26 protein-coding genes are annotated in these 25,059 nt (G+C 60.5%); 14 read left to right on the top strand and 12 right to left on the bottom strand.

What is annotated here, in order from left to right; genetic code table 11:
• Position 1 precedes the first annotated feature (1 nt).
• From ACILSO_RS12135 to ACILSO_RS12145, 3 genes are read right to left on the bottom strand one after another with little or no spacing between them, the layout of a single operon-like run.
• Positions 2–1,240: a 2-oxo acid dehydrogenase subunit E2 gene (locus ACILSO_RS12135; protein ID WP_395737675.1), complete on the bottom strand. Its 1,239-nt coding sequence runs from the start codon at positions 1,238–1,240 to the stop codon at positions 2–4.
• A 35-nt stretch (positions 1,241–1,275) separates the two neighbouring features.
• Positions 1,276–2,241: an alpha-ketoacid dehydrogenase subunit beta gene (locus tag ACILSO_RS12140; RefSeq protein WP_395737676.1), complete on the bottom strand. Its 966-nt coding sequence runs from the start codon at positions 2,239–2,241 to the stop codon at positions 1,276–1,278.
• Complete coding sequence (locus tag ACILSO_RS12145) at positions 2,238–3,284, bottom strand: thiamine pyrophosphate-dependent dehydrogenase E1 component subunit alpha (RefSeq protein ID WP_395737677.1); 1,047 nt, start codon at positions 3,282–3,284, stop codon at positions 2,238–2,240. Before ACILSO_RS12145 ends, ACILSO_RS12140 begins: the two co-directional genes overlap by 4 nt.
• A gap of 234 nt (positions 3,285–3,518) precedes the next feature.
• Between ACILSO_RS12145 and ACILSO_RS12150 the strand changes: the two genes are divergently transcribed.
• Both ACILSO_RS12150 and rfaD read left to right on the top strand, forming a co-directional pair.
• A complete protein-coding gene (locus ACILSO_RS12150) occupies positions 3,519–4,082 on the top strand; it encodes a hypothetical protein (RefSeq protein WP_395737678.1) in 564 nt (187 codons plus the stop codon).
• 130 nt (positions 4,083–4,212) lie between these two features.
• A complete protein-coding gene (gene rfaD / locus ACILSO_RS12155) occupies positions 4,213–5,217 on the top strand; it encodes an ADP-glyceromanno-heptose 6-epimerase (RefSeq protein WP_395737679.1) in 1,005 nt (334 codons plus the stop codon).
• A 214-nt stretch (positions 5,218–5,431) separates the two neighbouring features.
• Here the strand turns inward: rfaD and amrB are convergent, their stop codons facing one another.
• Together amrB and ACILSO_RS12165 are read right to left on the bottom strand one after the other, a co-directional pair.
• Positions 5,432–7,060 (bottom strand): AmmeMemoRadiSam system protein B, encoded by a 1,629-nt coding sequence (gene amrB / locus ACILSO_RS12160; protein WP_395737680.1) that lies wholly within the window; start codon positions 7,058–7,060, stop codon positions 5,432–5,434.
• Position 7,061: 1 nt separating this feature from the next.
• Positions 7,062–9,443 (bottom strand): DUF3160 domain-containing protein, encoded by a 2,382-nt coding sequence (locus ACILSO_RS12165; protein ID WP_395737681.1) that lies wholly within the window; start codon positions 9,441–9,443, stop codon positions 7,062–7,064.
• A gap of 109 nt (positions 9,444–9,552) precedes the next feature.
• Between ACILSO_RS12165 and trpA the strand changes: the two genes are divergently transcribed.
• The 4 genes from trpA to dapA all read left to right on the top strand — a co-directional run bounded on the left by trpA (position 9,553) and on the right by dapA (position 12,629).
• Positions 9,553–10,365: a tryptophan synthase subunit alpha gene (gene trpA, locus ACILSO_RS12170; protein ID WP_395737682.1), complete on the top strand. Its 813-nt coding sequence runs from the start codon at positions 9,553–9,555 to the stop codon at positions 10,363–10,365.
• Between the two features lie 33 nt (positions 10,366–10,398).
• The gene (gene dapF / locus ACILSO_RS12175) at positions 10,399–11,211 is read left to right on the top strand and encodes a diaminopimelate epimerase (protein WP_395737683.1); all 813 of its coding nucleotides are present in this window, start codon (positions 10,399–10,401) and stop codon (positions 11,209–11,211) included.
• A 57-nt stretch (positions 11,212–11,268) separates the two neighbouring features.
• Positions 11,269–11,664 carry a four helix bundle protein gene (locus tag ACILSO_RS12180; protein ID WP_395737684.1) on the top strand — a complete coding sequence of 132 codons (396 nt, stop codon included), beginning with the start codon at positions 11,269–11,271 and terminating at the stop codon, positions 11,662–11,664.
• A gap of 83 nt (positions 11,665–11,747) precedes the next feature.
• The gene (gene dapA / locus ACILSO_RS12185; protein WP_395737685.1) at positions 11,748–12,629 is read left to right on the top strand and encodes a 4-hydroxy-tetrahydrodipicolinate synthase; all 882 of its coding nucleotides are present in this window, start codon (positions 11,748–11,750) and stop codon (positions 12,627–12,629) included.
• Positions 12,630–12,633: 4 nt separating this feature from the next.
• Here dapA and ACILSO_RS12190 read toward each other — a convergent pair whose 3' ends face one another.
• Both ACILSO_RS12190 and ACILSO_RS12195 read right to left on the bottom strand, forming a co-directional pair.
• Positions 12,634–13,140, bottom strand: a complete 507-nt coding sequence (locus ACILSO_RS12190) for a hypothetical protein (RefSeq protein ID WP_395737686.1) — start codon at positions 13,138–13,140, stop codon at positions 12,634–12,636.
• Between the two features lie 23 nt (positions 13,141–13,163).
• On the bottom strand, positions 13,164–13,616 hold the full coding sequence (locus ACILSO_RS12195) for a hypothetical protein (RefSeq protein WP_395737687.1): 453 nt from the start codon (positions 13,614–13,616) through the stop codon (positions 13,164–13,166).
• A 53-nt stretch (positions 13,617–13,669) separates the two neighbouring features.
• On the opposite strand from ACILSO_RS12195, the gene ACILSO_RS12200 reads away from it, so the two are divergent.
• Positions 13,670–13,921 (top strand): hypothetical protein, encoded by a 252-nt coding sequence (locus ACILSO_RS12200; protein WP_395737688.1) that lies wholly within the window; start codon positions 13,670–13,672, stop codon positions 13,919–13,921.
• 146 nt (positions 13,922–14,067) lie between these two features.
• Here ACILSO_RS12200 and ACILSO_RS12205 read toward each other — a convergent pair whose 3' ends face one another.
• Positions 14,068–14,634: a hypothetical protein gene (locus tag ACILSO_RS12205; protein ID WP_395737689.1), complete on the bottom strand. Its 567-nt coding sequence runs from the start codon at positions 14,632–14,634 to the stop codon at positions 14,068–14,070.
• A 101-nt stretch (positions 14,635–14,735) separates the two neighbouring features.
• Between ACILSO_RS12205 and ACILSO_RS12210 the strand changes: the two genes are divergently transcribed.
• From ACILSO_RS12210 to cimA, 6 genes are all read left to right on the top strand, one after another.
• The gene (locus ACILSO_RS12210) at positions 14,736–15,398 is read left to right on the top strand and encodes a hypothetical protein (protein ID WP_395737690.1); all 663 of its coding nucleotides are present in this window, start codon (positions 14,736–14,738) and stop codon (positions 15,396–15,398) included.
• A complete protein-coding gene (glp, locus tag ACILSO_RS12215; RefSeq protein WP_395737691.1) occupies positions 15,395–16,582 on the top strand; it encodes a gephyrin-like molybdotransferase Glp in 1,188 nt (395 codons plus the stop codon). Before ACILSO_RS12210 ends, glp begins: the two co-directional genes overlap by 4 nt.
• Before the next feature lie 44 nt (positions 16,583–16,626).
• Positions 16,627–17,229, top strand: a complete 603-nt coding sequence (locus tag ACILSO_RS12220; protein ID WP_395737692.1) for a hypothetical protein — start codon at positions 16,627–16,629, stop codon at positions 17,227–17,229.
• A gap of 65 nt (positions 17,230–17,294) precedes the next feature.
• Positions 17,295–17,939, top strand: a complete 645-nt coding sequence (locus ACILSO_RS12225; RefSeq protein WP_395737693.1) for a sigma-70 family RNA polymerase sigma factor — start codon at positions 17,295–17,297, stop codon at positions 17,937–17,939.
• A gap of 46 nt (positions 17,940–17,985) precedes the next feature.
• Positions 17,986–18,495: a hypothetical protein gene (locus ACILSO_RS12230; protein ID WP_395737694.1), complete on the top strand. Its 510-nt coding sequence runs from the start codon at positions 17,986–17,988 to the stop codon at positions 18,493–18,495.
• Between the two features lie 276 nt (positions 18,496–18,771).
• Positions 18,772–20,340, top strand: coding sequence for a citramalate synthase (cimA, locus tag ACILSO_RS12235; protein WP_395737695.1), 1,569 nt, complete (start codon positions 18,772–18,774; stop codon positions 20,338–20,340).
• 69 nt (positions 20,341–20,409) lie between these two features.
• Here cimA and ACILSO_RS12240 read toward each other — a convergent pair whose 3' ends face one another.
• Positions 20,410–21,159 (bottom strand): RluA family pseudouridine synthase, encoded by a 750-nt coding sequence (locus tag ACILSO_RS12240; RefSeq protein WP_395737696.1) that lies wholly within the window; start codon positions 21,157–21,159, stop codon positions 20,410–20,412.
• Positions 21,156–22,040 carry a dTDP-4-dehydrorhamnose reductase gene (gene rfbD, locus ACILSO_RS12245; RefSeq protein WP_395737697.1) on the bottom strand — a complete coding sequence of 295 codons (885 nt, stop codon included), beginning with the start codon at positions 22,038–22,040 and terminating at the stop codon, positions 21,156–21,158. Before rfbD ends, ACILSO_RS12240 begins: the two co-directional genes overlap by 4 nt.
• A gap of 79 nt (positions 22,041–22,119) precedes the next feature.
• Between rfbD and ACILSO_RS12250 the strand changes: the two genes are divergently transcribed.
• Positions 22,120–23,391, top strand: coding sequence for an NAD(P)/FAD-dependent oxidoreductase (locus ACILSO_RS12250; RefSeq protein WP_395737698.1), 1,272 nt, complete (start codon positions 22,120–22,122; stop codon positions 23,389–23,391).
• Here the strand turns inward: ACILSO_RS12250 and ACILSO_RS12255 are convergent.
• Complete coding sequence (locus ACILSO_RS12255; RefSeq protein ID WP_395737699.1) at positions 23,330–23,806, bottom strand: hypothetical protein; 477 nt, start codon at positions 23,804–23,806, stop codon at positions 23,330–23,332. The two genes, ACILSO_RS12250 and ACILSO_RS12255, sit on opposite strands and share 62 nt — an antisense overlap.
• Complete coding sequence (locus ACILSO_RS12260; protein ID WP_395737700.1) at positions 23,803–25,017, bottom strand: acyltransferase family protein; 1,215 nt, start codon at positions 25,015–25,017, stop codon at positions 23,803–23,805. The genes ACILSO_RS12255 and ACILSO_RS12260 overlap by 4 nt, the downstream gene beginning before the upstream one ends.
• Between the last annotated feature and the right edge of the window lie 42 nt (positions 25,018–25,059).

Below are 25,059 nucleotides of genomic sequence, written 5' to 3' on the forward strand. Positions count from 1 at the left end.
TTTAAAGCAGCTCCGGTTTTTGCAGCAGCTCGGCCACGCGTTTCAGCAGACGTCCGGCACCGCCGCCATCCAGCACACGATGGTCAAAGCTCAGCGTCAGCTCCGCTTCCGTCACGGGGATAAACTGCTTCACCTCTTCGCTCCAGCGCGGCACCTTGCTGCCGGCACCAAGGCCAAGCACAAGATTCTGCTCCGGCAGCGGAATGGGCGTGGCCCACACGATGCCAAAGGTTCCAAAATTCGTCACCGTGGCGATGCCAGGGCGCTTCACATCATTCGGCAGGCGGCGCGCGCGTGCCTGTTCCACCAGCTTGTTGTATGTGGGCACCAGCTTCACGAGAGGGGTTTTCTCCACCTCGCGCAGCGTGGGCACCATCACGCCGTCATCCACCTCCACCGCAAAGCCGATGTCGATGGCCAGCGGATGCACGATGCGATTTCCCACCAGTCGTCCGGCAAAGGCGGTGTTTTCAGACAGCGCCAGCGCCAGCGCACGAATGACGTACAGCGCGGGGCCGGGCTTCGGATCCGCCTTTTTACGGTGCGCCAGCATGGCATCCAGCATAATCGGGCTGCCCACTGTGGCCAGCGGTCGCGTCCAGCTGCGGCGCATGGAATCCGCCACGGCAATGCGCATGGGAGAGGCAGGTGTCATTCGGTGCTGCTCCAGTCCGCGCAGGAAGGACTCAAAGTCCTCCACCGTCACGCGGCCCCCCGCACCAGTACCAGGCACGCCTGCGAGGTCTGAAGCATTCAAACCCAGCTCCAGCATGCGAGCACGCATGCGCGGGGAAATGTAGCTGGCACCCGTGGCTCCCGCCGGCACCGGCAGGCCGCCGACGACTGGCTCCACCGTCGGCTGACGCGTGGAGATGACGTCATTATCACTGATTTTGAAATGCAGGTTATCCACCTCCTGTGAGCGGTCACGCGTCGCGCATGGCTCCGCAGCGGCAGGCTCGGCATCATCCGAAAGCCCCAGCAGCTGGGCGTTCTCTGGAGTGATCTCAAACGCCGCCAGCGTGGAGCCCACGGCATAGCTCGTCTGCGTCGTCGCCACGATATGCCCCACGACTCCGGCGCAGGGCGCGGTGACGGCCATGGTGGCTTTGTTCGTCTCGACTTCGAAGAGATCACAGCCCCCCTCCACCGCACGACCTGGCTCAACCAAGATTCGAATGATGGTGGCTTCGGCGATGGACTCGCCAAGCTGGGGCATCAAGATGGGGATCGTTCGCATGACTGAAGCTAGAAGCAGAAAAGAAAGGGGCTCAATTAATTACGCAGCAGGCGGCGTAGCGCGGCGGCGATCGTGGAGGTGGTGGGCCGGTGCGCCTTCCACAGATTCGGGTGGTACGGGATTGGCGTGTCGCGGGAGTTCAGCCGCATCGGCGGTGCATCCAGCAGGTGGAAGCCGTCCGTGGTGACGCGGGCAATGATCTCCGCCGTGACGCCTCCCCACGGAAAGGCCTCCCCCAGCGCCAGCAGGCGCCCCGTGCGCGCCACGGAGGCCAGGATCGTGTCCGTATCCATAGGTTTCACCGAACGCAGATCGACGACTTCGATTTGATAGCCATCCATCTGCAGCTCCTCGGCGGCACGCAGCGCCTCATGCACCATCGCGCTGTAAGTCACGATCGTCGCATGCCGTCCGGGCCGTGCGATGCGTGCCTTGCCGATGGGCAGTTCGCGGTCGCCGATGCTCTCCGCTTTCAGATGGTAGTAGAGGAATTTGTGCTCGCAGAAGACCACCGGATCATTCAGCGTCACGCTGTCCAGCAGCATCCAGTAGGCGTCTTCCACAGTTGCGGGCGTCACGATCACCAGCCCGGGATAATGCGCGTAGATGGCCTCCATCGACTGGCTGTGAAACGGACCGCTGCCCGCCGTGCCACCGGAGGGCATGCGAATGGTGATGGGGCACGGTACATTCGTGCGCCAGAAAAGCGTGGCAGCCTGATTGATGATCTGATTGAAACCGACGGAGGAGAAATCGGCAAACTGCATCTCCACGATCGGCCGCGCCCCTTCGACCGCCGCTCCCACGGCCATGCCCACCATGGCGTCTTCGCTGATGGGAGAATCAAACACACGGTTCGGGAACTCCTTGCTCAGGTTCTTGGTGGCCTTGAACGCACCGCCGAAAGTGGCGATGTCCTGCCCGTAAAGGAAAACGGAGGGATCGTGGCGCAGAGCCTCATACTGAGCCTCCCGGATGGCTTCGAGATAAGTGATGCTCATGCCTCGTGCTGTCCCTCCACGAGCTCGGCGCAGGAAAGGGCCTGCCAGTTTTCTTTGAAGGGATCTGGAGCGGGTTCTTTGGACACTTTGGAAACGGTTTGATCCACGTTGCGGCGCACCTCCTCATTGAGTTCGCGCAGGTCCGCGGAGGACATCCAGCCATGATCGCGGGCGAAGTCTTCGGCCACCTGCAGGCAGTCCCGCGCGGAGCCTCCCTGGCGCTTGGCATCGGGGATGTAGGAGGCATCATCATGCTCCCCGTGCCCCGCCAGTCGCAGCAGGGTGCCCACGATCATCTGCGGTCCGCCCCCGGCCCGTGCACTGGCCACGGCAGTCCGGAAGGCCTTCAGGCAGGACGCCAGGTCCGTGGCATCCACCGTCATGCCTTCGATGCCGTAGCCCGCCGCACGGTCTACCAGGTTTTCGCAGGCATACTGGCGGGTGTTTGGCGTGGAGTAGGCATACTGATTGTTCGCCACACTGATGATGATCGGCAGTTTTTCCACCGCCGCCATGTTCAGACCTTCATGAAAAGCCCCAGTGGAGGTGCCGCCATCGCCGATGCTGGTGGCGCCCACGCTGTCTCCCAGGTTCCCGGCCAGCCTCCGTGCAAACAAGCCGCCGGCCACCACGGAAAGCAGGCTCCCCAGATGGCTGATCATCGCCAGCAGACCCTCCTTCGGACGCCCGCGGTGGATGTTGCCATCGCGCCCCCGCATGGGGCCTGTGGAAGTCCCCAGATACGTGCGCACGCAGTCAATGATCGGCTCCCCGAAGGCCAGACGGCCGGCTTGGTCACGGATCAGCGGGCCGTAGATGTCCTGCCCTTTCCGCAGTTGCACCCCCAGCGCCGCACTGAATGCCTCCTGGCCTTTTCCTAGGTACACCCCGCCCACAATCCTCCCGCCTGCACGGTAAAGAGCTCCGAGCTTCTCCTCCAGCACCCGGGCCAGCAGCATGTGCTGGTAGGAGAGGAGAAATTGAGCCCGAAAATCGGCCGTGAGATCGGTTTCGACGCAGTTGATCGATGAAGCAGGTGCCACAGGCCCTACTTGGTATCAAGGCTGGCAGCGTCGTCAATAGCGTCCCAGTCAGGAATCCGCTACAAGGGCATAATATGAGCGATAATTCACAGTGCACGTGGCATCCCTTCCGCTTACTTCCTGGGCGAGTTTTAAAGATTTTCCGTGACAAGCTCCTCGTTATTTAATAATCTGTTTGAATTTTCAATAAAATAGAGTATTTTTAATAAACTTTCCCGAAATTTTTAGAACTCTATGGAATCCCTCATCGCTTCCGCTGCTGCTGATCCAGCATTCACAGGCTTCCACGTCCAAAGCTATGGAAGCCTTCTGCTGCCGGATCACCCCATCCGCTTTGGGTTTCAGGTGGACATCGTCCCAGAAAACTGCCCCACCAGCATCCTCTTTGGCCTTGTCAGCCGTGATCCCATCAATGGCGGCCATGCCAAAACCAGCGGTTTCGCCGTAAGGGTGGACTTGGAAATGCGGGAAGTCTGGGATGCCCTGAACAGCAGCGGCCTCGTCGGCTGGGTGGAGCACCCCAAAGGTCTGGCTGGCTTTACCGATGAAGAACCCCTCCTCCTTGGCTGGGAGATCGAATATCACGGTGAAGCATTGATTCCCAAGCTGGTAGTTGGAGACCAACAGTGGCTCTACCCCGCCATCCAGTGTCCCAATCCCATCGTGATGGAGACCGTCATTGGCTGGGAAGGCGAGTGGGATCGCGATCCCCGTGGCACTTTCCTCCATCCAGCCCTCTGGCGCGAGCAGCTCCCCACGCTCTCCACCTCACCAGAAGCAGAAGTCCTCGCGGCCTGATCTTTGCGTCTGCTCTCCGCCGTCAGCAGCGCTCCCATCCGGTGCGGAGAGAATCCACAATGTGCCAGGTACGCGGGCGCTCCAAGCTCCAGCTTGAATCCCGCCGCTTCCCCCGTTACCAGACGGGCTCATGAAAAACACGGAAAGTCGCATCCTCATCACCGGCGGAGCCGGATTCATCGGCAGCGCCCTCGTCTGGGAGCTTAACCGCCGCGGCTGCGAAAACATCGTCGTCTGCGACCGCCTCAGCACCGACGAAAAATGGAAGAATCTCGTCCCGCTCAAATTCGCCGACTACATCGACGGCAACGACCTCCTGCAGGCCGTCATCCACAGCCCCGGCAAGCTCGGCCGCTTTGACCACATCCTCCACCTCGGTGCCTGCTCCGCCACCACCGAGCGGGATGCCGACTACCTCATGCGGAACAACTACGAGTTCACCAAGCAGCTCTGCCAGTGGTCCCTCGCCACCCAGGCCCGCTTTGTCTACGCCTCCTCCGCCGCCACCTATGGAGATGGTGCCCACGGCATGGACGACCAGATGCCCGACATCCACGCCCTGCGCCCGCTGAACATGTACGGCTACTCGAAGCACCTCTTCGACCTCCACGCCCGGCGCGAAGGCTGGCTGCCGAACATCGTCGGCCTCAAATACTTCAATGTCTATGGCCCCAATGAAGACCACAAGGCGGACATGCGCAGCCTCGTGCACAAAGCCTGCGGCCAGATCCTCGCCACCGGCAAAGTCCAGCTCTTCAAATCCCACCGCCCCGACTACAAAGATGGCGAGCAGATGCGCGACTTCCTCTACGTAAAGGATGCCATCCGCATGACCCTCCACCTCGCCGAAACCCCTGCCGCCGGCGGCCTCTTCAATCTCGGCTCCGGCAAAGCCCACACCTGGGTCGAACTCGCCACCGCCATCTTCACTGCCCTCGGCAAAGCCCCCAACATCGAGTTCATCGACATGCCCGAGCACCTGCAGTCGAAATACCAATACTACACCTGCGCCGACATCGCCAAACTGCGCGGCTCCGGATTTGATACGGAGATCACATCACTTACCGAAGCCGTGCGCGACTACGTGCAGGGCTACCTGGTGCCGGACAAACGGCTGGGAGATGAGGTTGCTTAAACAGCCTCAATCGCTCTCTTGCTCTCGTCGCTCCGAGAAAACAAGCTTGTACAACACATTCATGGAGAACAGGCACGGGACCACCGCACATTCGCCAAAAAGTACAATGCCATGGCAATGTTCAAGACAGGCTCCGCAGCATGAATGTTCATAAGGGGAAGAAACATTCATCGTCGTTCCAAGATACTCGCTGGACTGCGGGTCTCGCATGCGCTCAGGGCTTGGGAGAAAACACATTCCCCAGCGGCAGCCAGCGCGTCGTCCACGTGCCTTGATCCAGAAAGCGAACCTCGATAAGTCCGCCCGTGTTGCGCGGATCGCTTTGGTCAAACAGCAGATTTCCCATCGAGTACCAGCGCAGCGAGGACTTGCCACGCTCCCAGCCCGCAGAGGGGCGGTGCGGGTGACTGCCTAGAATAAGCCGTGCCCCCGCCTGCTCCGCCCAGCTGGCGATCAAGCTTTCTCGTATCGCAGGTGTGGCGGAGTATTCCGTGCCCAGGTGCAAAAAAGCGAAGAGAGGTTTTGTCGTTGGCTTCCATGCCGCAAAAGCCCCCGCCTCCAGCAGCTTCCACGCAGGCTCAGGCGAGTTCTCCACATCCGTGGCCGCTCCGAGGCGAAAATCAGTCATCTCCACCAGCGCTTTGTCTTCCAGCACCACAATGCCTGCGGCCATGAGGTCGCTCTTCATGGCTTCATAAGCCTTCACGCCAAAATCATGGCTGTGATTGTTGGCCAGCGAGACCGCGCTGACTTTGAGCCGCTTCAGCCATGCGAGCGCAAGATCACGCGGCATTCCTATTTGATACGGATGCCTCAGCTTGGCCGGCACCTCAGGCAGCATCACGCCTTCGAGGTTGATGATCAGTGGCGCACCACCCGTCACATCCAGAATCGCTTTCTCTATCCGCGCCGCCTCTTCCGGTAGTGCCAGATTGGAGGCCACGGCACGGCCGAAATGAACATCGCCACCGAAATAAAAACGCGCCCCCGGCAGAGAGCGCCCCGGTATGGCCTGCGTGCTGTAAAGCTGTGTGATGTAGCTCGTTGTCTCCGGCTCATCGCGCCGCCCGCCGTAGTGAATGGCATTGCGATTGCGCAGCACCACGCCCGCTGCGCCGATCTCCCCTTGCAGCCGTAGCATGAGCCACTGCGCCGCTTTGGAGTCCAGGTTGCCAGGCTGATCCAGCTTCGGAATCGCCTCCACGTCTCCCGCCGCCAGCACCCGCAGCGTCTCCGCATCTTTTTCACGGGCCTGCACCTGGGGCAGGTAGTGGGAGAAGTCCGTGGACTGCACCACCAGCGTTTTCTTTGACTTCACACACTTCGCCAGCGCGGGCAGCAGCCTGGCCCAGTCTTCCGGCGTGGAGCGCACATCCAGCGCCACCGGCACCACCGGCGTGTCAGGAAAAAAATGCCGCACAGATGGCAGCAGTGCCTGTACGCCGTGCTCATGGCTGAAAAGCGCGGACTCGCTCATCAGGCCCTCCTGCAGCAGCTCGCGCACCGCCTCCGCATCCACCTTCACAAGTCCCAGCGGTGTCAGGAAATCCCGTCTCGTAGTCGAGGCTGGCGTTTTGCCCCGTTTGAAATGCTCCGGTGTCAGCAGGACGATGCGCTCATACTTCCCTGCCGAAGCCATCCACAGCGTCTCGGCGATCAAATCCAGCGCCAGCAGATGGTGCGGCACCGTGACACCCGAGAGCTCCTGCGCCAGCGGGCGGCCCTCCCGCTCCACCCGCGCATGCGCCTCACGAAACGGCCCCGCGTCGGTGTAGAAAAGCGGATAGGGCTGTGCATTGGCACCGCACGCCGTCAGCAGAAAAAGCAGCAGGCGCACTCTCATCTCATTCCGCCTTCGCAGGAAAAACCGGCACCGCCCATTTCGCGCGTTCTGGCAGCTGCGGCTGCGCAGTGTACACTTTGGCTCTCCACTCCTCATCCGTGGCACGCTTGTCCTGCGAGCCGACAAATTCAAAATGCTGGTAGGCCATTCCCGCCACGAGGCGCGGCGTATTCTCGTTGCCGACAAGCGCGATCATGATGCAAGGCCTGCCCAGCGCCTCCTGCAGCACCTGATGCAAGTACGCGTCCGTATGCACATCGGTGACGAGCGCCACCTTGCCACGGTCCGCGCTCGGAGCTTCCGAGGGGTCCACTGGCGTGTCCATGTCCATCAGCGAAAAGGACCAGATCTGCTCGTGCTCACGGTCCGTCAGCTTTTCGCCACGAATTTCCTTTTCCGCCATCTGCCGGCAGAAGCGCATGTTGTCCACAAAACGGGCCAGCGTGCCAAACTCCTCATCCTCCAGATCCGGCAGCAGCTGATGCTCCTTGATGCCCGCGCGTGTAAAAATCGCCAGACGCTCCATCTCGCGCCAGAAGGCCACGTCTGGCTGCACAAATCCCCGCGGCAGCTCTGGCAGCGGGCGCTTGTCTGCCACACCACCTTCGCCCAGTTCGGCATAGCTTTGCTTCGCATAGAGCACAGTGTCATGCTTGATCTCCGTCCAGTGCCCCAGCATCGACTCAATGTTTTTCGCAGCAAAAGCCGGCGAGTTCATAAACGCAGGATAGTTCGCATTGCGATGCCCCGCCAGCATTGACAGCGCATTGAGCTGCTTGCCCGCCATGCTGCCAAACCACGTTCTGTCCGGTGTCTTCACCAGTTCCAGGCGCAGTCTTGCCAGCGTGTGGTTGAACCCTTCCAGCCCCCCTTCTTGCGCGGAGAATCGATCACGAATAAATTCCTGAGAATGTTCCTCCGCCACATCATCCCCAAATGCCGCAGACACAAACAGGCCGCTCGGCATGGTTAGCTTGTCGGTGATGAAGTTGTTCAAAATCCACGCATCGTAGCTGAAGCGCTGGCCAAAGATGCGAAACTCAGGCCGAAGATCTTCCGCATTCTGCGGCCTTCCCCGGCCATCTGAGATGATCAGTGGCGCCCGCAGACTTCCCAGCGCCGCCTTGAGCCTGCCGAGCTTTTTCTCATCAAACACATCGCTTAGCGCCAGCGCGTCCTGGCCCAGCGTGTCCTTCACCCATTTTCGCAGCTCGATGAAGGTCAGGTCATCGCTCGGCCCGGCAAAAAAGCCCGTGATCTCCATGAGCGAGCGCCAGTCATCCACCGCACGTCGCCCATCTTTGTCCGGCGTGGAAAGCACCAGCAGCATCAGCAGGGAGTCAGACAGGCCCAGTGTCGGCGGCCCGCTCGCAGGATTGAGCGCGTAGCCGCTGCGGCCCAGGTACATCATCGAGCGGAAGTACCCGCTCAGCTCTTCGCTTTTCGTGTAGTGCGAGCGCACGCGGAACTGCGAGTAGTCAGGTCTCTTGGAGTTATCATACTCATTGAACAGGCCGCCCCCGCCCGCTGACGCCGCCTTCATGATCTGGTTCACATCGCTGCGCAGAAGCGCGGCGGTGTCGTCAGAGAATCGCTTCGTCATCGCGGCCAGTCGTTCAGTGACGGTGCGCGGATCCGTGGACGGATTGGCACGCTCCATCTGCTTTTTCACTTCGGGATCAATGTCCTCCTCGCCTTCCTTTTTCGGTGCCTTCGTCTCGAGCCCCAGCACGCACCATGCGGCGGCCAGCTGCGCCTCCAGCACCTCCAGCCGCGCCGCAGCTTTGGCAGGAGTACCCTTTTTCAAACTCGCAGCACTGCGCATGCCGCGCCCCAGGAATGTTTCCAGTCTTGCCCGCATCTGACGTTTTTCAATGAACTCCATCGCACTCGCGAAATACCGGTGAAAAGCGTGCATCGCCAGATCTGGCGTGATCAGCTTGGCCTGACCAGGATTGCGTGACCATGGATCTGAAGAGTCTTTGTCGATCTTGTCGAACGCGGCCAGCATTTCATCGGGCGTGGAGCGGTAATCACGCACCTCGTTGCCATCCTCGTCCTTCTGCCCCGGTTTCGGCGGCGCTTCAAATACGGTCTCCAGGTTCGTCCCTTCCAGCCCGATCAGCACAAAGCGGTTCTCCTCCAGATACGTCTTCTGCGCCTCTGTTAGTTTGATGCCGATCTGCTCCAGCAGCAGTTTGGAATTGGCCGCCTTGGAAAGTTTGGGCGCTTTGGCCTCCATCGGTTTGGCCGGTTCCGTGGGCCCGGTCAGCGCAGGCGGCGTGGGTGCAAACGCCTTCAGCGACACCTCAGCCATCGGCACCTCCGCTGCAAAAACCGCCCCTGCGCCCAGTAGGATTGAAAAAAAGGATACCCTTCTCATGAGGATCAATACTACGACCGAACCGCCATCGCTCAAGCCTCCAGCCATCATTTCTTCCTGCATTCCGGCATTCGACATCCGCCCTTTCGCATGCTAAACACCTCGCCCCATGTCTGCCCCAACCAACCGTCTCGACGCCCGTTTTGCCCAGCTTCGCACTCAGAAGAAGAAGGCATTCGTCGCTTATGTCTGCGCCGGAGATCCCACGCTTGATGCCACCATCGACATCGTCCTGGGCCTGGAACGTGCCGGGGTGGATGTCGTGGAGCTCGGCGTGCCCTTCTCCGACCCGCTGGCCGACGGCATTGTCAATCAAATGGCGGCAGACCGTGCTCTCAAGGCCGGAGCCTCCACGCCCAAGGTGCTCGAGATGATCAAAAAGCTGCGCACGCAGTCACAGGTACCGCTGGTGCTTTTCACCTACCTCAATCCCGTCTACGCCTACGGCTACGAGCAGTTCCACAAGGATGCCGCCGCCGCCGGAGCCGATGGCGTGCTTGTGCTGGACCTGCCGCCAGATGAAGCCGCGCAAAATGTGGAGCTGAAGGCCGCTCCGGAGCTGAAGCACATCCAGCTCATCGCCCCCACCTCTCCCTCGGATCGTATCGCCAGCATCGCCAAAAGCGCCGAAGGCTTTGTCTACTACGTCAGCCGCCTCGGCGTCACTGGCGCACAGGCGCAGATCGCCACCGGCATTGCCGAGCAGGTCGCCATCATTAAAGCCGCCACAGAAGTCCCCGTGTGCGTCGGCTTCGGCGTGTCCAATCCCTCCCAGGCCGCCGAGGTCGCCAGCAAAGCCGATGGCGTCGTCGTCGGCAGCGCCATCGTAAAGCTCATTGAGCAAAACGGCTCTTCGCCCGATTGCGCCGCCAAGGTCGAAGCCTTCGTCAAACCTCTTGTCGATGCCGTCCACGCTCTCTGACTCCTTGACCACCCCTTGACCCCACTTTCTCTCATGACTCTCAACTTCACCAAAATGAACGGCGCCGGCAATGACTTCGTCATGCTGGACAATCGCAACCTTTCCATCTCCCTCACCAAGGAGCAGATCGAAAAGCTCTGCGACCGCCATCGCGGCATCGGTGCGGACGGCCTGCTCTGCGTCGAGCCCGCCACCGGCACCGGCGACTTCAAAATGCGCTACTACAATGCCGACGGCGGCGAAGCCGAGATGTGCGGCAATGGCGCACGCTGCTTCGGCCGTTTCGTCAATCACCTGCATGGAGACAAGCTCACCAAGATCGCCTTTGAAACGCAGGCGGGCATCATCTCCGCCGAATTCGAAGGCGACCAGGTGCGCATCAACATGAGCACCCCGCACAGCCTCAAGCTCTCCCAGCACCTTGAAGTGGCCGGAGCCGGGCTGACCGTGCACAGCGTGAACACCGGCGTGCCGCATGCCGTGGTCATGGTCGATGACCTCGACGTGGTGCCCATCCGCGAATGGGGTGCCGCCCTGCGCTACCATGAGGCCTTCAAGCCCAAGGGCACCAATGCCAACTTTGCCAAGGTCGTCGCCCCCGGCAGCATCGCCATCCGCACCTACGAGCGCGGCGTGGAGGATGAAACCCTCGCCTGCGGCACCGGCATGGTCGGCTGCGCCCTCATCTACCACGAGCTTACCGGCGAACCCGGCCCCATCAGCGTCCTCGTCAAAGGTGGCGACACCCTCAAAGTCGGCTTCGAAGAACCCGACAAGAGCGAGTACACCAACGTGACCCTTTTCGGCCCCGCGGACTTCGTGTTCACGGGGACGGTCTCGATCTAGGCGGGGACTTTCCGGAGACTGAAAATTGGAAACTAGGAACTGAAAACTGAAAATTGCATGAATGCGCAGAAGTCGTCTTTGGCATTGGCAGAAGAGATGGAGGATCGGTTCTTGGATTTCGCGGCTCGGATTTGTGCCTTGGTGGAAGCTCTCCCGGACACCAAAACCGGCAGGCACATTTCTGGCCAGATGATTCGCTGCGGCACATCCCCCGCCCCCAATTACGCCGAAGCTTGCGCAGCTGAAAGCCACAATGATTTCACCCACAAACTTGGTGTAGTCCTCAAGGAACTGCGGGAAACCCGCATCTGGCTGAAACTTTCCGTCAAGACAGCAACCATGAAAAAAGGTCGGCTCACTCCCCTGATCGAGGAATGCTCCGAACTGATGAACATTGTCGGAAAGTCCATCGTAACCGCCAAAGCCAACTCCCTCACCAAAAAACGCCGCTAGCGCCTAGCCCGACAATTTCCAATTTTCAGTTTTCAATTCCCAGTTTTCAGTCCGAAAGATTACCTCTTTCCCCTATCGCTCCCATGTTCGCAGGAACCCACACCGCCATCGTCACCCCTTTCCGCAACGGCCAGATTGATGAAGCCGCCCTCAAATCGCTCATCGACTTCCAGTTCGACAACGGTGTCACGGGCGTCGTGCCCTGCGGTACCACCGGTGAATCCCCCACGCTGGACCATGAAGAGCATTCCCGCGTGGTGAAGCTGACCGTTGAGTTCGCCAAAGGCCGTGGCGTCGTCATGGCCGGCACCGGATCCAATTCCACCCGCGAGGCCATCGAGCTCACCCAGGAAGCCGAGGCCGCAGGAGCCACCGCCTCCCTCCAGGTCGCCCCGTATTACAACAAGCCCACGCCCGAAGGCCTCTACCAGCATTTCAAAGCCATCGCAGACAACACCAAGCTCCCGCTCATGCTTTACAGCATCCCCGGCCGCTGCGGCATTGAGATCGGTCTGGATGTCCTCGTGCGCCTTGCCGAGAGCTGCCCGAACATCCGCTCCATCAAGGAAGCCGGTGGCAATCCCGAACGCGTCAGCCAGATGAAGCAGATCCTGCCTGCCGACTTCGAGATCATGTCCGGAGACGACGGTCTCACCCTGCCCTTCATGTCCGTCGGCGGCGTCGGCATCGTCAGCGTTGCTTCCAATCTCATTCCAAAGCCCATCAGCGAGATGGTCCAGTTGGCTCTCAAAGGCGACTACGCCGCAGCCTTGAAGATCCACACGAAGTACTACCCGCTCTTCGCTGCCTTCCTCAAGCTGGCCACCAACCCCATCCCGATCAAAACCGCGATGTCGCTGGCCGGCCACTGCACCGATGAGCTGCGCCTGCCGCTCGTCGGCATGGAAAAGGAAAAAGTCGCCGAACTGACCGCCACGCTGAAGAAGCTGGCGATCATCGCGTAAGACATCACTCCTCGCCGCCTAGATAGGGCTCCGCCAGATGCACCCATGGATGGATCGTGCCGTAGTCGGCGATCTCCTTGCCAAAGGCCGTGCTCATAAACAGCGCGTTTGGGACCATCCCCACCCGTCCGAGGTCCAGCCTGTCCGCATCCCAGCATGAACCGATGGTGGGATCATCATGGTGCTCTCCCTCGGTATGCCAGACACAGGCGAAATGCAGTAGCGCAAAGTCCTCATCAGACAGATCAAAGAAACGCCCGCGGAAAGTCGCCGCAAACTCCGCGCCTCGTTTCCCATGTCCAGGATCCCAGCCCTCGTTTTCCCGGCGGCTGTCGTGAAACAGCGCGAACAATCTCACCACATCGACCTTGGCTCCCGTTCTCGCCGCCAGCACGCAGCCGTTGCGCTCCACCCGCCGCCAATGATCAGGACCATGCGCGGAAAACGCATCGCGATGATGCGGCGCTTGCGTCACCGCAAGCCAAAGACGTCGATAGTCAGTATTCATCATGGTTGCTGACGGTCTGCAGGCTTTCACTCCAGCCTGTTCTCTGAAGACACCGGATAATCATCGCAGTATCGAAACCGCGTCACAAACGGAATGGCCGTTGGCTGATCGGCAAACCCCTCGCCCATGCCCGACTTCCACACGCGAAAGCCTGAGTCCGTATCAGGAGAATGGTAGGTGACGAGCGTGATGCGGTCGTCATGAATCAGCGCATGCAGCAATCCTGGCACCCGCAGGGATTCAGGAAGGTCGGCTGGTTTTACGATCTTCCCTCGTAACTCTTTGCCGGACACAGGCAGCAGCCGGTCTCTGTCCCGGCTTAAAGTGCTGAGGTGATCGGTAAGGTGCTGCACCACCGGCTTGGAGCTGTCGGTTGTCCATTCATGGCACAGCCACCACAGTCCGGCTGAAGCGCCCACGACGGATAGCAGGCCGATGACGGCAAGGACCGCGATCGAGGTGCGAAACAAGAGTTTCATGCTCTCGACCCCCGTCGTTCCACCTGTTCACGGATGGCCCGCATCCCTTCAGCATGCGCCGCCCCATCCTTGGGACAAATCCACAGCCCATCATCCCAGCAATCCCCCTCGATCTCAAACGTATGCCCGTTAAAATCGAATTCCCCATAGACTCCCGCACCATGCCGCAAATAGCGGGACTTGAGCTGCCTGACCACGCAAGGCAGTTGGGAGAGGCACTCACACAGCACGCCATATTCGACACCATACACCTTGCAGTGGCTGTCCCCAAAAACCTGGAGTTCAAAAGGCGAGCTGAAAAGTGAAGTCAAAGATTTCAAAAAAGCGCTCATAAGGTCCATCCGCTATTCACAGCTCCACCGCCATGACCACAGTTTCACCGTACGCTCCGCTCGGAATAAACGCCGTCAAGCCATGCCGTTGAAGTCGGCGGAGAAACTGTGCCATTCCCTCACCGGTGGGAAAACGCCGGAGCAAGCAGCGCCACGAGAATCGAAAGGACAAACAGCACCAGAAGGACAATGAAAAGGATCGAGACGATTGAAAACCGCGTTTTCACCTCGGGCGTCAGCCCGACGATCCTTTCATACCCTGGAGACATCACAATGCGTCCTTTCTCTGAGAGCATCAGCCACAGCACGTAGCCGTTCATCGTCGGCCCGACGACGGTGGGTATGGAGACCAAAAGCAGAATGCCCGAGATGACCGCCACGGGCACTCGCGCCCACGGTTTCAGTCGCCGCAGTCCGGCTCCCAGGCACAAAGCGGCTGAGGCGCTCGCCAGGATCACCAGCCAGATCGCGAAGTCATTTCCTCTGAATCTCCCGGAGACCAGTTCCCCTCCCTGAATCAGCGCCGGCAGAAGCAGCACCGCGCCGATCAGGCCAAACATCGCACCCACGCCTCGGATCTCAGACTCATGCCTGAGCATCGCGCGGCGCATCGCCTCGGGCGATGATTCATCCACCAGCCGCGACTGCGGCGGCGCATAGGGATTGATGTCTGCGTCCTGCTCCATTCAGCGCCATCTTACCAGAGCTTGCGCATCGTCCGCCAGCTTCATTTGGATGCCCCTGTTACCTGCTTTACAGCCTGCCGCCGATGCGGCATCTGTAGGGCATGTCGTTTCAGCGCCATCTGTGCCTCGCCTTGCTGCTGGGGCTGTCCAGTTGCACCTACCTCGGACAAAAGTTCGGAGGCATGATGTCCGCATCTTCGAATAAATCGCCGAAGGACAAAAAGCTCGGCGAGGCCAAGGTCATCGGCGTCATCGAGATGGTGAACCCCGAGCAGAACTACGTGCTCATCAATTGCGAACAGCGCGTGAACATCCCCGCCGGCACCGAGATCATTTCCCAGGGCGTGAACGGTTCGGACGCCCGGCTCAAAGTCACCCCCGAGCGCAAGGGCAACTACATCACCGCAGACATCACCCAGGGCATGCCGCAGCTGCGCGATCTGGTGGTCTACCAGGTCAAATCCGCAGAGGGAGCAGCTCCCTCCGCAGCACCCATGGTAGCCCCCGATGCCGTCCAGGTGCCCCTGACTCCCATCATGCAGGCGGATGTGCCCCCGCCGCTCAACACCCCCTTTCAGCCAATGGCACCGTTCAAGTCCATGCAGGGTCAAACCCCGCCCCCTGGCTCGACACAGCTGCCGGTCAATCAGACACCGCCCTCCATGCTGCAGCCCATACCTCTGCCACCAAGCCCGTCCAAAACCACCCGGCCGGCAGATGAACCTGCGGCGGATCTCAGCAAACTGCCGCCTGTGATCCGATGATCTCTGAAAGCGAAGCTCTCGCCCGGGTCCTCGCCTCCGTGGCGCCAGCATCCGTGCAATCCGCCGCCTTGTTTGCTGCGCTGGATCACTACGCCGCACAGGATGTCACCGCCACCGTTCCCATCCCTGCCTTTGATCAGTCAGCCATGGATGGCTATGCCCTCCGCGCCGCTGATACCACCACCTCTCAGCCTCTGCGCGTCTCCGGCGAGCAGGCTGCCGGGCTGGACGCCTCTCTGCAGCTGCAAAGCGGCTGCGCTATTCGCATTTTTACCGGTGCGCCCATTCCCGCCGGCGCCGATGCCGTGATCATGCAGGAGGACGTTCGACGCGAGGAGGATCGCATCACCTGCACCGATCCCGTCGTCGCCGGGGAAAACATCCGGCGCGCAGGCACGGACCTCTGCCACGGCCAGTTTGTGCTGCGTGCCGGGGAAAAGATCACTCCTGGCCGCATGGCCGTGCTGGCCTCCCAGGGCCTGGAGCAAATCAAAGTTCACACTCCGCCACGTGTCGCCGTGCTCAGCACCGGAGACGAGCTCGTAGCCCCCGGTGCAGGCCCACTCCGTGCGGGGCAGATTTACAATACCAACGGCCTCATGCTGCGCGGCATGCTCGCGCAAATGGGCATTCGGGAAAGCACCCAGGCGCACTGCCGCGATGATCTCCCGCACACCATTGAGACCCTCCGGCACTTGCTGGGCACCCACGACGTCGTGCTGGTCAGCGGGGGTGTTTCCGTCGGCGATCATGACCAGATCAAGCCCGCGCTCAAAGAGCTTGGCGTGGAGCCCGGGCTCTGGCGCGTGAAGGTGAAGCCCGGCAAGCCCTTCCTCTTCGCCCGGAGTGGTGCATCCCACGTCTTTGGCCTGCCCGGAAATCCGGTGTCTTCGTTTGTTACGTTTCAGCTTTTTGTTCGTCCTGCCCTCTTGAAAATGCTGGGCGCTTCAGATGCCCACCTTGGACCTCGCATCATTCCCGCGACCGCTGGTTCTGCCCTGTCCAATCCCGGCGACCGCCCCCACTACCTGCGCGGAACCTTTTCCCAAGGCCAGTTCCTGCCGCTCGGCTCCCAGCAGAGCCACGCCCTGCTCTCGCTCAGCCGGGCAAATGCCCTGCTGCGGCTGGAGCCGGAACAAAACCTGCAAGCAGGAGACGCTGCAGATGTCTGGTTGCTGGATTGATCGGTTGCGCACCCCGCACTGCCATCCATTCTGCACTTCTTCACATGGAACACGTCCTCGTCATCACCCGTCAGCTTTTCGATCAACTGGGCAGTTTTCAAGGCTTCCAGGCCGATGCCCCCCGCTACTTGCACGCGATGCTGGCCCCGGGAGCCAATCACTTCATGGAGCGCCCTGCTGCTGAAAAAGATCCTTCTCACAAGCAGCTCATCCCCTACACCATCTTTCATCACGCCGGCCGCTACCTCAGCTACACCCGCGGTGGCAGTTCGGGGGAGAAGCGTCTCGTCGCCAAGCGCTCCATCGGCATCGGCGGCCATATCAATCCGGTCGATGCAGGCCAGGACGGTCTCGGCGAAACCATGTACTACAACGGCGTCGAACGCGAGATGGCCGAAGAACTTGTCATCTCCGGCACTCACACGCAGAAAGTGATCGGCCTCATCAACGACGACGCCACCGAAGTCGGCAGCGTACACCTCGGCGTGGTGCATTTCTTCGATCTCAGCAGCGACGACGTGAAGTCCAACGAAGACGCCATTCAGGACCTGCGCTTTCACACACTGGAAGAACTGCACGCCATGCACGACCAGCTCGAAACGTGGTCACAGATCTGCGTGGACCACCTTTGGAATGTTCAAAAATAATTGAAATTCGTACGACCGGAAGAAATGCTTGTCTCTTGGTGCATCGAATGTTTCTCTTACCTGCAATGGAAGAAACATCACTCAGCGCCGCAGCATCTTCGGAAGCTTCGCTGACACAGCCCGCGCCCAGCAGCAGCTCCGCCGAGGATCGCATCCTGGTGGAAAAAGCCCAGGCGGGAGACACGCGTGCCTTTGATGACCTCGTCCGCAAGTACACCCCGAAGCTTTACGGCCTCATTTACAACATGACCTCCAACCGCGAGGACACCGCGGATCTGCTGCAGGACGTGTTTGCCAAGGCCTACCGCTCCATCAAGCGCTTCATGGGCAAGTCATCGTTCTACACCTGGATCTACTCCATCGCGGTGAACATGACTTTGAACTTCCTCAAGAAGCGTGGCCGCCACCATAAAGTCAGTCTTGACGATGTAGATACGGGCATCGAAAACGATCCCGAATTCATTCGTGTTACCACGGCAAATTCAGGCACTCTTCGTGAGGTTAACATCCACGAATTGCAGAAAAGGTTGAACGCAGCCATGATGAGGCTGTCAGAAGACCACCGCACGGTGGTGACCTTGTATGACGTACAAGGTCTCCAGCATGCCGAAATCAGCAAGATATTGGGAGTCTCGGAAGGGACTGTCAGGTCCCGGTTGTTTTATGCACATCGCCTTCTCCAAACCTATCTTGAAGACTTCGTAAAATAGTTAACGTCTGCCCCTAACGCATAGAAACAACAATCCACAGCACGCCATGAATGAATTCGAAAACATCCAGCGGTTGATTCGATTGAAGCGGTTCGAACAGCCCGAAGAAGGGTTCACGGAGAACTTCCTTCAGCAGTTTCACCAGAGGCAGCGTGCCGAACTCCTCAAGCAGTCTTCTGTGGAGCTGCTCATGGAGCGCTTCTCCACCTGGTGGAGCAATCTTCTCGTGCCCAAATGGAGCCTCGCCACCGCCGCCCTTGCCGTCTGCGCCGTGAGCGCGTGGATGCTCTCCCGTCCTGGCGAAACTCCCGGTGCCGCCCTCACTTCTTCCCCGGCTGCCTCTGAAAAGCCCTTCGTTTCCAAGATGGATCTCAGCGAACTCCCTCTGGCTCGCACCGCTGGCCCGGACGAGGGCACTCGCTCAGTTCCTGCCGTCGAAGGCAAGGCGCCAGCCCAGGCCCTGCGCGCTTCCGCCACCGGCGGATTTGAGAAACCCCAGAGTAAAAACGCCATTCCTGCCGTCCAAAGCGGCACGGAAAGCGGTCTGCGCAAATAGTCAGGCCGCACCGGCGCTGAAAAACTTCTCTTTGCCAGCAGGGCCAGCCCGGCGTAATCCTTGCGCCGATCATGGGAAACTGCCCTGACAACCGCCTCATTTTCCGAATTAGCTTCGGACTCGTCCGCGCCTGACGTCGCCGGGTGAGTCCGTTGCCTTGCATGCCTGCGCTCCACGCGCCCTTGGCATCCGGCGTCCCGGCACCCCTGGCCACCCGCCAGCCCGGCCTGTTTTCTCATTGCGCACCCCTGTCCCCCTCTCCATTTCCCCTCTTTCATGTCCACAGTTACCATCTATGACACTACCTTGCGTGACGGCACGCAGGGCACCGGCATCTCCTTCAGCACCCTCGACAAAATCCGCGTGGCGGAAAAGCTCGACGATTTCGGCGTCCACTACATCGAGGGCGGCTGGCCCGGCTCCAATCCCAAAGACGCCGCTTTCTTCGAAGAAGCCTCCAAGCGTTCCTGGAAGAACGCCAAGATCACCGCCTTCGGCATGACCCGCCGCGGCAAGATGAAGGTCGAGGACGACCCTCAGGTCAAAATGCTGCTCGATGCCAAGACGCCCGCCGTCACCATCGTCGGCAAGACCTGGGCCCTCCACGTCACCGAAGTCTTCCAGGTTACCTTGGAGGAAAACCTCGCCATGATCGCCGACACCGTCGCCTATCTGAAACAGCACGGCCGCGAAGTGCTCTACGATGCCGAACACTTCTTCGACAGCTTCAAAGAAGACCCCGAATACTCGCTCAAAACCATCAAGGCCGCTCAGGACGCCGGCGCAGACCTCATCGTCCTCTGCGAGACCAATGGCGGCGCTCTTCCCGAGTTCGTTGAAGAAACCACCCGCAAAGTCATCGCCCACCTCGGCCGTCCCGTCGGCATTCATACGCACAATGACGGCGGCGTCGGCGTGGCCAATGCCCTTGCTGCCGTGCGCGCCGGCGCCTGCCAAGTGCAGGGCACCATCAATGGCTACGGAGAGCGCGTGGGAAACTGCAACCTCACCACCATCATGCCCAATCTTCAGATCAAGATGGGCATTCCGCTTGGCATCGACCTCACCCGCCTGCGCGAGCTCGCCAACTTCGTCGATGAACTCGCCAACGTACCGCACGACATCCGCGCCCCCTACGTCGGCGTCGCCGCCTTCACTCACAAAGGCGGCCTCCATGTGCACGCCGTGCAGAAACTTGCCCGCACCTACGAGCATGTGGACCCCACGCTCGTCGGCAATCAGCGCGTCATCACCATCTCAGACATGTCCGGCCAGTCCAACGTGCTCATCAAGGCCGAAGGCATGGGCTTCAAGTTCGCCAAAGGAGACGCCCGCGTGCAGACCATCCTCGGCGAGGTCAAACGCCTCGAAAGCGAAGGCTACGAATTCGAAGCCGCTGAAGCTTCCTTCGAGATGCTCATCCGCAAGCAGCTCGGCCAGCACCAGCCCGTGTTCAATCTCATCGAGTACCATTCCACCCACCGCTTCCACGGCGGCGAGCACGGTTTTGAAACCTGCGAAGCCACCATCAAACTCGAGGTCGACGGCACCCGCGTTTACACCGTGGATGAAGGAGACGGCCCCGTGAATGCGCTCGACAACGCCCTGCGCAAAGCCCTCCTGCCCTTCTTCCCTGCCCTCAAGGTGATGCGTCTGGCCGACTACAAGGTCCGCATCATCGACGGCGGCACCGGTACCGCCGCCAAGACCCGCGTCCTCATCACCAGCACGGATGGAAACGCCACCTGGGGCACCGTCGGCGTCAGCTGCAACATCATCGACGCCAGCTGGAAAGCCCTCGTCGACGGCATCGAGTACTTCCTCCTCAAACAGGAAGCCCTCTAAGCCATTCCGCCGCTAAGCAGTCATCTCGCTCCGCCGAGATGACTCAGCGCCTCTCGCAAAGCGAGAGATCTACGATATCCTCTTCATACCCGCTGCCTCCAGCACCGCGCACAAATCTGGCGGCAGCGGTGCCTTCACGCTGAGCTGCTGCCCGGACGCCGGGTGTTTCAGGCTCAGCTCATGCGCGTGCAGAAACAGCCGCTTCGCCAGGATCGTCTTCCGCAGCTTGCGGTTCAGGTCAAACGACCCATAAACATCATCCCCCACCAGCGGCAGCTGCCTTGAGGCCGCCTGCACCCGGATCTGATGCGTCTTTCCCGTGATCAGCTCCACTTCAATCAGCACCACGCGATTCAGAGCATTCGCCTCGATCACCCGATACTTCGCCTCGGCATTTGGCCGCACCCCATGGCGCACCGTCGTGCGCACCTGGTTCTTCGCATGCGCCGTGATCAGATGGTCCAGCCACACGCCCTCCGGCTTCGCGGCGTTGCCGCTGCACAGGGCGAGGTATTTTTTCCGCACCAGCTCCGCCTCAAACGCCGCGCGACATGCCGCCGCCGTCTTCTCGTCCTTGGCCCCCAGCAGGACACCCGATGTGTCCTGATCCAGCCGATGAAGTAGCCACACGCTTCCAGCTGCCGTCTTAAAACAGCGCCGGGCCGGGTCATAGCTGCCTTCAAAGGCCGCCATCTGCGCTTTCCCAGCCTTGGGGTTCGGGTGCGAGAGCACGCCATGCGGTTTGTTTACCACGATGAGGAACCGGTCCTCATGCAGGATCTCGCAGCGGGTCATGGCGGAAGCGGGGGCGGGAGTCATTTGGGCTGATACTTCTGCACCAGATATTCTTCCAATGCATCGTGCCAATTGCGGATCTCCTCCCGCAGCAGGCCTTGCAGTTTGGCGTTGCTCATCAGCGTCATGACCGGGCGCTGCGCCTTAAACTGCGTCAGGCTCGCCAGTTCCACTGGCTGCACGCGCGTCGTTCTTACCGGCACACCCAGCGTCTCGGCGATGTTCAGTGCCGCTTCCGCCCAGGTATGCCAGGAGGCGATGCCGCTGTTGCACAGGTGCAGCACTCCATGCGTGTCAGGATATTCCAGAATGAGACGCTCAAGCCACCTGCAAATGTCTGAGTTGCTCGTCGGCGCAGACACCTTGTCCGCCACCGCAGTCAGCTCCTCCGTCTGCATGGCACGCTGGATGACGTTGTCCGGATGACTCGGCTTGTCCGGGCCAAACAACCAGGAAACACGTGCCACCAAGGCGTGCGGGCAGGCCTTGAGCACGGCCGTTTCTCCTCCCAGCTTGGTCCGGCCATACACATTCACCGGCTTCGTCTCATCCTCTTCCCGCCACAGATCGTGCGGCTCCCCGCTGAACACGTAATCCGTGCTGAACTGAACCATTCGCGCGCCTTTGCGTTCGCAGCATTCGGCGATGATCTGGGGCGCCACCACATTCGCCAGCAGCGCACGCTCCGGCTGCACCTCGCACACATCCGGGCTGGTCATCCCTGCGGCATTGAGCACCACATCAAAGTCCTGCTTCGCCAGCTTCGCCGAAATCTCGTCCGGTTTCTCAAAGTCCATCTCAGCCCGCCCCCAGCAGGTGAGGTCATTCCTCGCTCCAAAATGGCGCTTCAAGGCACGCCCCAGACCGCCGGTGGCGCCGAGGATGAGGATGCGGGGGGATGGCATGCTGCATGCTTGCCATGCCTACGGCGCTTGCAAAGCCAAAAGGCATCTCCAAGTTAGGCGCACGAGTGATTAAGGATGAATGAGTGATGCACAGCCCAGGATTGTAATTGTCGGCGCCGGCCTTGCGGGGCTGGCCTGTGCCCGCGTCCTGGCTGCCGCAGGCCGTCCCTTTACCCTTTTGGAGGCCTCCAACGCCGTCGGCGGCCGCGTCCGCACAGACGTGGTCGATGGCTTTTTGCTCGACCGCGGCTTCCAGGTCTTCCTGCCTGCCTATCCTGAGGCACGCCGTGTCCTTGATTATGACGCGCTCGACCTCCAGCCGCTGTACCGTGGGGCGGATGTCTTCGTCAAAAACCGCTTTTACCGCATGGCGGACCCTCTGGCGCATCCGCTCACCGCGCTCAAAAACATCAATTCCGAGATCATCACCCTGCGGGACAAATGGACCACGCTCCTGCTGCGCAAGGAGGTTTTCGGCCTCCGCGAGCCTCCGGCAGAGCTCCCGGAAATGGAGACCGAGGACTACCTCCGCGACTTCGGCTTCTCGGAGGGCATGATCGACCGCTTCTTCCGCCCCTTCTTCGGCGGCGTCTTCCTGGAAAAAGACCTGCGCACCAGCGCGCGCATGCTGCTGTTTTTGTTCTCCATGTTTGACCGCGCCGGCAGCGCGCTGCCCGCACGCGGCATGCAGGCCATTCCAGAACAGCTTGCCCTGGCCCTGCCGCCAAAAAGCCTGCGCCTCAATGCCCCGGTTTCCGCCGTACGTGCCGGGGAGGTGACCCTGGAAACCGGTGAAGTTTTGCACGCAGACCACGTCATCGTCGCTGTCGGAGAAGAGGTGGCGCACCGTCTTCTGCCCGCCCCCGAAAACCCCACCCGCCTGCCCAGCCGTTCCACCACCTGCATGTACTTCGCCACGGACGATCTCCCGCCAGGAGATCCCATCCTGCATCTGGATGGCGATGGCCGCGGCCCGGTCAACAGCGTCGTCGTGCTCTCGCGTGTCTCACCACACTACGCGCCTCCCGGCCAGCATCTCATTTCCGCCTCCATCATCGGTGCGCCCTCCAGCACTGAACTCGAGCAGGTCGTGCGCGAGCAGATGTGCACCTGGTTTGGCCCCGCCGTCGTCTCGAAATGGCGCCACCTTCGCACCTATCAGATCCGCCACGCACAGCCGGAAAGCCGGCAGCTTCGTCTGGGCGAAGGTCCGCTTGCCAGCGTGATCGAGCCCGGCCTCTACCGCTGCGGAGACTGGTGTGAAAACGTCTCCATCAACGGCGCCCTGATCAGCGGCCGTCGATGCGGAATGGAGGTAATGAAAGCGTTGGGAGATCCGAGCCTGGATTAGTCGGCGCCTGGGGCGCGGCCTGCGTCGGCAGCACAAAGGGATTGATCGTGGCCGGGGCATTGGCCAGCTTCACCTCCACCTTCGTGGTTCCAAATTTTTCCGGCTTCTTCGCAGCGATCGCCCGCAGTTCCTGCGCCACACTTTCGGCGTCAGCACGGTTCGCCAGATCCGTGATCGTCACGGTGGTGTATCCCGGCCCTGCCTCCACATGGATCTTGCTGTCCGGCACCCCCATGTCCACGTGGATTAGTTTCTCCCAGTTGCTGGAATGCTGCAGATCTGGGATCAGCACCAGGCCCGCCTTGTGCATGCGTGCCTCCTCCTTCAGATCACGTGCCTCCTGCGGCGCCTCCTGCTTGCTCTGACAGGCTGCAAGGCAGGAGATGCTGGCTACAAGGAAGAATTTGGAGATCACAGTTTGATGAAGGCCTTCTGTTTATACAGCCACCAGCAGATCAGCCAGAGCACAAATAGTACTCCGCATCGCTCGATGACCGGTGTCCAATACGCCGGAAAGGCTGCGTCTGGCAGGTGTTTGTGCAAGTTATCTCTGATCCAGTCCTTGCACAGGCTGTGCAGCAGGTAGATCACGATGCTGTTCATGCCCACCACCACCAGCGGGAAGACCAGCTTTCGCATGCCCAGGATCTCCACCAGCCCGTAAAAGAAGGACAGAAGGATCAGCACCCAGCCCCCGCTCAGGATCACCCATGACGGCGTCCAGATGCGCTTCACCACCGGCAGCAGCGTGTACTGGTCAAACTTGGCTCCGATCACCGGCAGAATTTTCACGTCCAGCGCCGTGCCCGCCAACACCAGCACTATTCCCATGATCAGCAGCGCCGCCCATTTGCCCTTGTCCGTTTTGCTGCTGCGCATCAGGAAGCAGCCCGTCAGCGCCCCCAGCATCATCGTCGCCAGCGCCGGCACAAAGTTCAGCGTCTGATAACCGCCCAAAGTATACTGGTAGGACTGCGCCTGCGGCAGTTGGTTGAGGAACCAGCGGTCAAACGCGGCCGCGGCGTTCGTGTGAATGTTCCAGTGTCCGGCAACGCCAGGCAGAATCCCCTGCTCCGCATCCTTCATGCCCGCAATTGCCGCCAGATCTTCCGGCGATGGCAGCGGATGGTTGAAGAAGAACCACGTGTAGCCCGCCAGGATGAGAATAATCCACGCCAGCAGGTACTCCCACCCCAGCCGGGTCATCAGAAACAGAATAAAATAACCCAGCCCGATCTGCGCCAGCACATTGGTAAACAGGAAGACGGTATGTTTGTCTCCGGCTTTCGTCGCCAGCATCACCCCCAGCGCCACCAGCAGGATGGAACGCGTCAGCGCATGCCACGCCATGCCCAAAAACCCCTGTCCGTGCTCACGCCGCTTCGCATAGGAAAAGGGCACCGACATCCCAACCATGAACATGAAGCTCGGCTGGATCAGGTCCCACAGCGAGCAGCCCTGCCACGCCTGATGCGCAAACTGCGGCATCACAAACTCCCACGCAGACCCCGGGTTTGCTGCGGCCATCTGCACGATGCCAAAGCCTGATGAGGCCATCAGCAGCATGATGAAACCTCGAAAGGCATCGAGGGAAAGGAGTCGTTGGTTGGTGGTGGTTGGGTTCATGACGCGCCATCACCAACGCCGCTCAAACGCGCCTGCTATCGT

Source organism: Prosthecobacter sp., assembly GCF_044226605.1.
In the GTDB taxonomy this organism is placed as follows: domain Bacteria; phylum Verrucomicrobiota; class Verrucomicrobiia; order Verrucomicrobiales; family Verrucomicrobiaceae; genus Prosthecobacter.